This window comes from Mycobacterium sp., assembly GCF_032159565.1.
In the GTDB taxonomy this organism is placed as follows: Bacteria; Actinomycetota; Actinomycetes; order Mycobacteriales; family Mycobacteriaceae; genus Mycobacterium.
In genome coordinates, this window is record NZ_JAVHWR010000146.1 from 22,662 (window position 1) to 29,836 (window position 7,175).

Consider the following 7,175-nt stretch of genomic DNA (forward strand, 5'->3'; position numbering starts at 1 on the left):
GCTGTCGCCGGTCTGGGACAATCGGGGGTGGTGACATGACCATGCCGACGACCGAACTGACGACTTCTGTGACGCCCAGCGCCAACGCCGAGGCGGTGGTCGACCTCGCCTCGATCGCGCACAACGTCCGCGTTCTGCGTGAGCACGCCGGTTCGGCGCAGGTGATGGCGGTCGTCAAGGCCGACGGCTACGGCCATGGGGCCACCCAGGTCGCACGCGCGGCGCTGGAGGCGGGCGCCGCCGAGATCGGTGTCGCCACCATCGAGGAGGCGCTCGCACTGCGCCGCGACGGCGTCACCGCGCCGGTACTCGCATGGCTGCATCCGCCCGGCACCGACTTCGCGCCCGCGCTGCAGTCCGACGTGCAGGTCGCACTGTCGTCACCGCGGCAGCTGAACGAGTTGCTGGCCGCGGCCAAGCTCACCGGAGTCACGGCCGACGTCACGGTGAAGGTCGACACCGGGTTGAGCCGCAACGGCGTAAGTCCCGCCGAGTTTCCGTCGATGCTGACGGGGCTGCGTCATGCGGTGGCCGACGAGGCGATCCGGTTGCGCGGCATCATGTCGCACCTGGCCCGCGGCGACGAGCCGGACAACCCCGTCAACGACCTGCAGGCGCGGCGGCTGGCCGACATGCGTGAGCAGGCCCGCGACCATGGTGTGCACTTCGAGATCGCGCACTTGTGCAACTCGCCCGCGGCCATGTCGCGTCCCGACCTCGCCTACGACATGGTCCGGCCTGGCATCGCGGTGTACGGCCTGAGCCCGATCCCGGAACGCGGTGATATGGGGCTGCGGCCCGCGATGACGCTGAAATGTCCTGTGACAGTGGTCAGGTCGGTGCACGCCGGCGACGGCGTGTCCTACGGGCACACCTGGATCGCCGATCGCGACACCACCCTTGCGCTGCTGCCGATCGGATATGCCGACGGCGTGTACCGCAGGTTGAGCAACCGGATGAACGTGTTGATCAACGGCAGGCTGCGGCCCAGCGTCGGCCGCATCTGCATGGACCAGTTCGTCGTCGATCTCGGCCCCGACGCAGGCGATGTCCGTGAGGGCGACGAGGCGATCCTGTTCGGGCCGGGCACCGACGGTGAACCGACCGCCCAGGACTGGGCCGAGATGCTGGACACCATTCACTACGAGGTTGTCACCAGTCCGCGGGGTCGGGTCGTCAGGACATATCGCGGAGCAGGTGACGGTGGGCGATAACGACCCGAAACGGCTGGAGCGCAAGGCGAACGCCGGCCTGTTGGCGGGTGTCGCTGGGCTGGCCGCCGTCGGCGCCATCGCCGGGGTGTCCGTCGCGCGGTCGATGACTCGGCGCCCCACCGCCGGGGATCCCTACGCGGGTGAGGATTTCGAGCTGCTCGACGCCGACCGCAGCTTCGTGGTGACCACGCCAGACGGGGTGGACCTCGCGGTGCGGGAAGTCGGTCCCGAGCATGCGCCTCTGACTGTCGTATTCTCCCACGGGTTCTGTCTGCGCATGGGCGCCTTCTACTTTCAGCGAGCGCGGCTGGCACAGGAGTGGGGCCCGCAGGTGCGGATGGTGTTCTACGACCATCGCGGGCACGGCCAGTCGGCCGAGGCGTCGCCGGACACCTACACCGTCGAGCAACTGGGCAAGGACCTGGAAACCGTGCTCGCCGTGACGGCACCCAAGGGACCCGTGGTGCTCGTCGGGCACTCGATGGGCGGCATGACGGTGCTCTCGCACGCCCGGCAGTTTCCTCGTCGTTACCCCACCCGCATCGTCGGCGTTGCGCTGATCTCCTCAGCGGTCGAAGGTGTTGCGCGGTCCCCGCTGGCGGAGATCCTGAAGAACCCTGCGCTGGAGGCGGTGCGGTTCGCGGTCCGGTACGCGCCGAAGACCGTGCACCGAACCAGGGGCGCGGCCAAGTCCGTCATCGCACCGATCCTGCGGGCGGCGTCCTACGGCGACGAGAAGGTCAGCCCCAGCGTGGTGGCGTTCTCCGAGAAGATGATGCACTCCACGCCGATCGTCACACTCGTCGAGTTCCTGCACGCCCTGGAGGTGCACGACGAGGAGTCGGCGCTTCCCACGCTGGCCAAGGTGCCGACGCTGATCGCCTGCGGTGACCGCGATCTGATCACGCCGGTGGAGCACTCCGAAGCGATGGCGGCCAGGCTGCCGAAGTCGGAGCTGGTGGTCGTCGAGGGCGCCGGTCACCTGGTGCAGCTCGAGCAGCCCGAGATCATCGACGACGCTTTGGTCCGGCTGGTCGAGCGGGCCACCCCTTCCAAACTCGTGGCGATGACGCGCCGGCTGCGCGATCGGGCTCGACCCCATGGCTGATCAGGCCGGGACAGCGGAGCTGCCGACCGCTGAGGACACCAAGGCGCTGGGCGCCCAGCTCGGCGGGCAACTGCACGCCGGTGACGTGGTGGTGTTGTCCGGACCGCTGGGTGCGGGAAAGACGGTGCTGGCCAAGGGAATCGCCGAGGCGATGGATGTGGACGGCCCCGTGACGTCGCCGACCTTCGTGCTGGCCCGCCTGCATCGGGCGCGACAGCCGGGGGCGCCCGCCATGGTGCATGTGGACATGTACCGGCTGCTGGACCACGCCGGCGCCGACCTTCTCGGCGAACTCGACTCGCTCGACCTGGACACCGACCTCGACGACGCGGTTGTCGTCGTCGAATGGGGCGAGGGCATCGTCGAACGGCTCTCGGAGCGGCACCTCGACATCCGGCTCGAGCGCGGCACGGATACCGACGTGCGGACGGCGATCTGGCAGTGGAGCCGATCATGACGGATCTCGTCCTCGCGATCGACACCGCGACGCCCGCTGTCAGCGCCGGGATCGTTCGGCGCGACGGCGACAGCATCGATGTGCTCGCCGAACGGGTGACCGTCGACGCGCGCGCGCATGCCGAACAGCTGACCCCGAATGTGCTTGCCGCGCTCGCCGACGCAGGGGTGGCTGTGACCGACTTGACCACCGTCGCGGTCGGGTGCGGGCCAGGGCCGTTCACCGGGCTTCGGGTCGGCATGGCCACCGCCGCCGCCTACGGGCAGGCGCTCGGCATTCCCGTCCACGGCGTATGCAGCCTGGACGCGATCGGCGTCGACACGGCGGGGGAGGTGCTCGTCGTCACGGACGCCCGTCGCCGCGAGGTGTACTGGGCGCGTTACCGCGACGGCCTGCGCATCGACGGACCTGCCGTCAGCGCACCCGCGGACGTACCGACCGACGTCGGCGCCGTTGCCGGTTCGCCCGAGCACGCGGCGCTGTTCGCCCTGCCGCGGCAGCCCGCGGTCTACCCGACGGCATCGGGTCTGGTGCGCGCCGTCGACTGGACGTTGCCGCCGCAGCAGCTCGTTCCGCTCTACCTGCGCAGGCCCGACGCCAAACCGCAGCCCGTTGCACCGGTGGCGCGCGCATGACCGTCGTCTACGGCGAGTTGGGGCCGGGCGACGCGGCGCGATGCGCGGAGCTGGAGGCTCAGCTTTTCGAAGGCGACGACCCGTGGCCGGCGGCGGCCTTCCGCCGCGAGCTTGCCGCGCAGCACATCCACTATGTCGCCGCCCGCGCCGACGACAAGCTCGTCGGATACGCGGGTATCGCCCGCCTCGGCCGAAAGCCTCCCTACGAGTACGAGATTCACACCATCGGTGTGGACCCCACATACCAGGGACAGGGTGTCGGCAGACAGATGCTTAACCGCATGCTGGAGTTCGCCGGCGACGACACCGTCTATCTCGAGGTGCGGACCGACAACACGGCGGCGATCGCGATGTACCAGAGCGCCGGGTTCGTCAACGTCGGGCTGCGCAAGCGCTACTACCGGGTGAGCGGCGCCGACGCCTACACCATGCAACGTCCCGCACGAGGAGATCCGACGTGACTTCACCCATCCCCGGGTCGCTTCGCTCCTGCCCCAGGACGATCCTGGCCATCGAAAGCTCCTGTGACGAAACCGGAATCGGCATCGCCTTGCTGGCGGCCGACGGCACGGTGACACTGCTGGCCGACGAGGTGGCCTCCAGCGTCGACGAACACGCACGGTTCGGCGGTGTGGTGCCCGAGATCGCGTCCCGCGCGCATCTGGAGGCGCTGGGGCCGACAATGCGCCGTGCGCTCGACGCGGCGGGCATCGCCAAGCCGGACGTCGTCGCCGCCACGATCGGGCCGGGGCTCGCGGGCGCTCTGCTGGTGGGCGTCGCCGCGGCCAAGGCCTACGCCGTCGCGTGGCAGGTGCCGTTCTACGCGGTCAATCATCTCGGCGGCCACCTCGCCGCCGACGTGTACGACCACGGCCCGCTGCCCGAATGCGTCGGCCTGCTGGTTTCCGGCGGCCACACCAACCTGCTGCACGTGCGGTCGCTGGCGGAACCGATCGAAGAACTCGGCAGCACCGTCGACGACGCCGCGGGGGAGGCCTACGACAAGATCGCACGGCTGCTCGGCCTCGGCTACCCCGGCGGCAAGGTGCTCGACGATTTGGCGCGCGAGGGCGACCGCGACGCGGTCGCGTTCCCACGCGGCATGACCGGGCCGCGTGATGATCCGTACGCCTTCAGCTTCTCGGGTCTCAAGACCGCGGTCGCACGGTATGTCGAGAAGAACCCCACCGCGTCGCAAGCCGACGTGGCAGCCGGCTTCCAGGAGGCGGTGGCCGATGTACTCACCGCGAAGGCCGTGCGGGCCGCCACCGAGCTCGGGGTGTCGACACTGCTGATCGCCGGTGGCGTCGCCGCGAACTCGCGGCTTCGTGAGATGGCCGAGGAGCGCTGTGCGGCAAACGGTTTGACGCTCCGGATCCCGCCACCGCGGCTGTGCACCGACAACGGAGCGATGATTGCGTCGTTCGCGGCGCACCTGGTCGCGGCGGGCGCGCCCCCGTCTCCGCTGGACGTCGCCAGCGACCCGGGTCTGCCGGTGGTGAAAGGTCAGCTGTGAGAGCTGGCGGCCGCCGACCTGCTCAACCCCGGCGCGCCGACCTCTTCAACCGCTAGTCATCGCGTATTTCGGCGATGTTCGCGTCCGGCACGGGAGATAGGCAGGGGGCGACCTTGAGTGCTAGCACTCTCATGTATAGAGTGCTAGGTGGCAGGCGGCCACGCCCTCGACCGGCACCCGCGACGACGGCGCGAGGGCACGGACGCATGCCGAACACCTGTTAATGCTGTCAAGTCAGTAGATCCGGGGATGCGCCCCGGGTCGACCCCGATCTAACGGAGGGCTCCATCGTGGCGAGCGTGAACATCAAGCCACTCGAGGACAAGATCCTCGTACAGGCCAACGAGGCCGAGACCACGACCGCGTCCGGTCTGGTCATTCCCGACACCGCCAAGGAGAAGCCACAGGAAGGCACCGTCGTCGCAGTCGGCCCCGGCCGGTGGGACGATGACGGCGAGAAGCGGATTCCGCTGGACGTGTCGGAGGGCGACACGGTCATCTACAGCAAGTACGGCGGCACCGAGATCAAGTACGGCGGCGAGGAGTACCTGATCCTCTCCGCCCGCGACGTGCTGGCCATCGTCAACAAGTAACGACGAAACGTGACCGCCCCGGCGATCCCCGCGTAAAGCGGCGGATTCCCGGGGCGTCATGCATAGCAAGGACGGACACGTTTTATGGCTAAACAGATAGAATTCAACGAAACCGCGCGTCGCGCAATGGAAGCCGGCATCGACAAGCTCGCCGATGCGGTCCGCGTGACGCTCGGCCCGCGCGGCAGGAACGTGGTGCTCGCGAAGTCGTTCGGCGGCCCGACGGTCACCAACGACGGTGTCACCATTGCCCGCGAGATCGAGTTGGACGACCCGTTCGAGAACCTGGGCGCTCAGCTGGTGAAGTCGGTCGCGACCAAGACCAACGACGTTGCCGGTGATGGCACGACGACGGCCACCGTGCTGGCACAGGCGTTGGTCAAGGGTGGGCTGCGCAACGTCGCCGCCGGTGCCAACCCGATCGAGCTGGGGTCGGGCATAAGCAAGGCCGCCGACGCGGTCTCCGAGGCCCTGCTGGCCGCGGCTACCCCGGTGTCCGACAAGAAGGGCATCGCTCAGGTGGCCACGGTCTCCTCGCGCGACGAACAGGTCGGCGAGTTGGTGGGCGAGGCGATGACCAAGGTCGGCAAAGACGGCGTTGTCACCGTCGAGGAGTCCTCGACGCTGGACACCGAACTCGAGATCACCGACGGCGTCGGCTTCGACAAGGGCTTCATCTCGGCATACTTCATCACCGACTTCGACGCCCAGGAAGCGGTGCTCGAGGACGCACTGGTGCTGCTGCACCGCGAGAAGATCAGCTCTCTGCCCGACCTGCTGCCGCTACTGGAGAAGGTCGCCGAGTCGGGTAAGCCGTTGCTGATCATCGCCGAAGATGTTGAAGGCGAGGCGCTTTCGACGCTGGTGGTCAATGCGATTCGCAAGACCCTCAAGGCCGTCGCAGTGAAGGCACCGTTCTTCGGCGACCGCCGCAAGGCGTTTCTGGACGACCTCGCCGTCGTCACCGGCGGTCAGGTCGTCAACCCCGATGTCGGTCTGCTGCTTCGTGAGGTCGGCCTCGACGTGCTGGGCACCGCCCGCCGCGTCGTCGTCAGCAAGGACAGCACCGTGATCGTCGACGGCGGCGGATCTCAGGACGCCATCGACGGCCGCAAGGCACAGCTGCGCGCGGAGATCGAGGCCACCGACTCCGATTGGGACCGCGAGAAGCTGGAGGAGCGGCTGGCGAAGCTGTCCGGCGGCGTCGCGGTCATCAAGGTCGGCGCTGCCACCGAGACGGACCTGAAGAAGCGCAAGGAAGCTGTCGAGGACGCCGTCTCAGCCGCGAAGGCCGCGGTCGAGGAGGGCATCATCACCGGCGGCGGCGCCGCTCTGGTGCAGACCCGGTCCGCGCTCGAGTCGCTGAAGGAGTCGCTGTCCGGGGACGAGGCGCTCGGCGTCGACGTGTTCTCGCAGGCGCTGTCCGCACCGCTGTACTGGATTGCGGCCAACGCCGGCCTCGACGGGGCCGTCGTGGTCAACAAGGTCAGCGAGCTGCCGGCCGGGCACGGCTTCAACGCCGCGACGCTCGAGTACGGCGACCTGGTCGCCGGCGGTGTCGTCGACCCGGTGAAGGTCACCCGCTCAGCGGTGCTCAACGCCGCATCGGTGGCGAGGATGGTGCTCACCACCGAGACCGCGGTCGTCGAGAA

The 7,175-nt window shown here is 68.8% G+C and carries 8 protein-coding genes; all 8 read left to right on the forward strand.

The window, feature by feature from the left end; translation table 11 throughout:
• Positions 1–41: 41 nt before the first annotated feature.
• The gene (gene alr / locus QOC76_RS19990; RefSeq protein ID WP_526359590.1) at positions 42–1,214 is read left to right on the forward strand and encodes an alanine racemase; all 1,173 of its coding nucleotides are present in this window, start codon (positions 42–44) and stop codon (positions 1,212–1,214) included.
• Between the two features lie 103 nt (positions 1,215–1,317).
• The gene (locus QOC76_RS19995) at positions 1,318–2,322 is read left to right on the forward strand and encodes an alpha/beta fold hydrolase (protein WP_526359592.1); all 1,005 of its coding nucleotides are present in this window, start codon (positions 1,318–1,320) and stop codon (positions 2,320–2,322) included.
• Complete coding sequence (gene tsaE, locus QOC76_RS20000; protein ID WP_526359576.1) at positions 2,315–2,779, forward strand: tRNA (adenosine(37)-N6)-threonylcarbamoyltransferase complex ATPase subunit type 1 TsaE; 465 nt, start codon at positions 2,315–2,317, stop codon at positions 2,777–2,779. The genes QOC76_RS19995 and tsaE overlap by 8 nt, the downstream gene beginning before the upstream one ends.
• Positions 2,776–3,414 carry a tRNA (adenosine(37)-N6)-threonylcarbamoyltransferase complex dimerization subunit type 1 TsaB gene (tsaB, locus tag QOC76_RS20005; RefSeq protein WP_526359578.1) on the forward strand — a complete coding sequence of 213 codons (639 nt, stop codon included), beginning with the start codon at positions 2,776–2,778 and terminating at the stop codon, positions 3,412–3,414. The genes tsaE and tsaB overlap by 4 nt, the downstream gene beginning before the upstream one ends.
• Entirely contained in the window at positions 3,411–3,875 is a 465-nt protein-coding gene (gene rimI, locus QOC76_RS20010) for a ribosomal protein S18-alanine N-acetyltransferase (protein WP_526359580.1), read from the forward strand. The genes tsaB and rimI overlap by 4 nt, the downstream gene beginning before the upstream one ends.
• A 41-nt stretch (positions 3,876–3,916) precedes the next feature.
• Entirely contained in the window at positions 3,917–4,930 is a 1,014-nt protein-coding gene (tsaD, locus tag QOC76_RS20015; RefSeq protein ID WP_526359594.1) for a tRNA (adenosine(37)-N6)-threonylcarbamoyltransferase complex transferase subunit TsaD, read from the forward strand.
• A 290-nt stretch (positions 4,931–5,220) separates the two neighbouring features.
• A complete protein-coding gene (gene groES, locus QOC76_RS20020) occupies positions 5,221–5,523 on the forward strand; it encodes a co-chaperone GroES (RefSeq protein ID WP_526359582.1) in 303 nt (100 codons plus the stop codon).
• 84 nt (positions 5,524–5,607) lie between these two features.
• Positions 5,608–7,175 (forward strand): chaperonin GroEL (gene groL, locus QOC76_RS20025; RefSeq protein ID WP_526359584.1); only part of this gene is annotated, 1,568 nt, incomplete at its 3' end.

What these genes read in the sequence shown, in the direction of transcription:
- alr (WP_526359590.1), top strand. Translation starts at nt 42, where the DNA reads ATGCCGACGACCGAACTGACGACTTCTGTGACGCCCAGCGCCAACGCC.
- QOC76_RS19995 (WP_526359592.1), top strand. Translation starts at nt 1,318, where the DNA reads ATGACTCGGCGCCCCACCGCCGGGGATCCCTACGCGGGTGAGGATTTC.
- tsaE (WP_526359576.1), top strand. Translation starts at nt 2,315, where the DNA reads ATGGCTGATCAGGCCGGGACAGCGGAGCTGCCGACCGCTGAGGACACC.
- tsaB (WP_526359578.1), top strand. Translation starts at nt 2,776, where the DNA reads ATGACGGATCTCGTCCTCGCGATCGACACCGCGACGCCCGCTGTCAGC.
- rimI (WP_526359580.1), top strand. Translation starts at nt 3,411, where the DNA reads ATGACCGTCGTCTACGGCGAGTTGGGGCCGGGCGACGCGGCGCGATGC.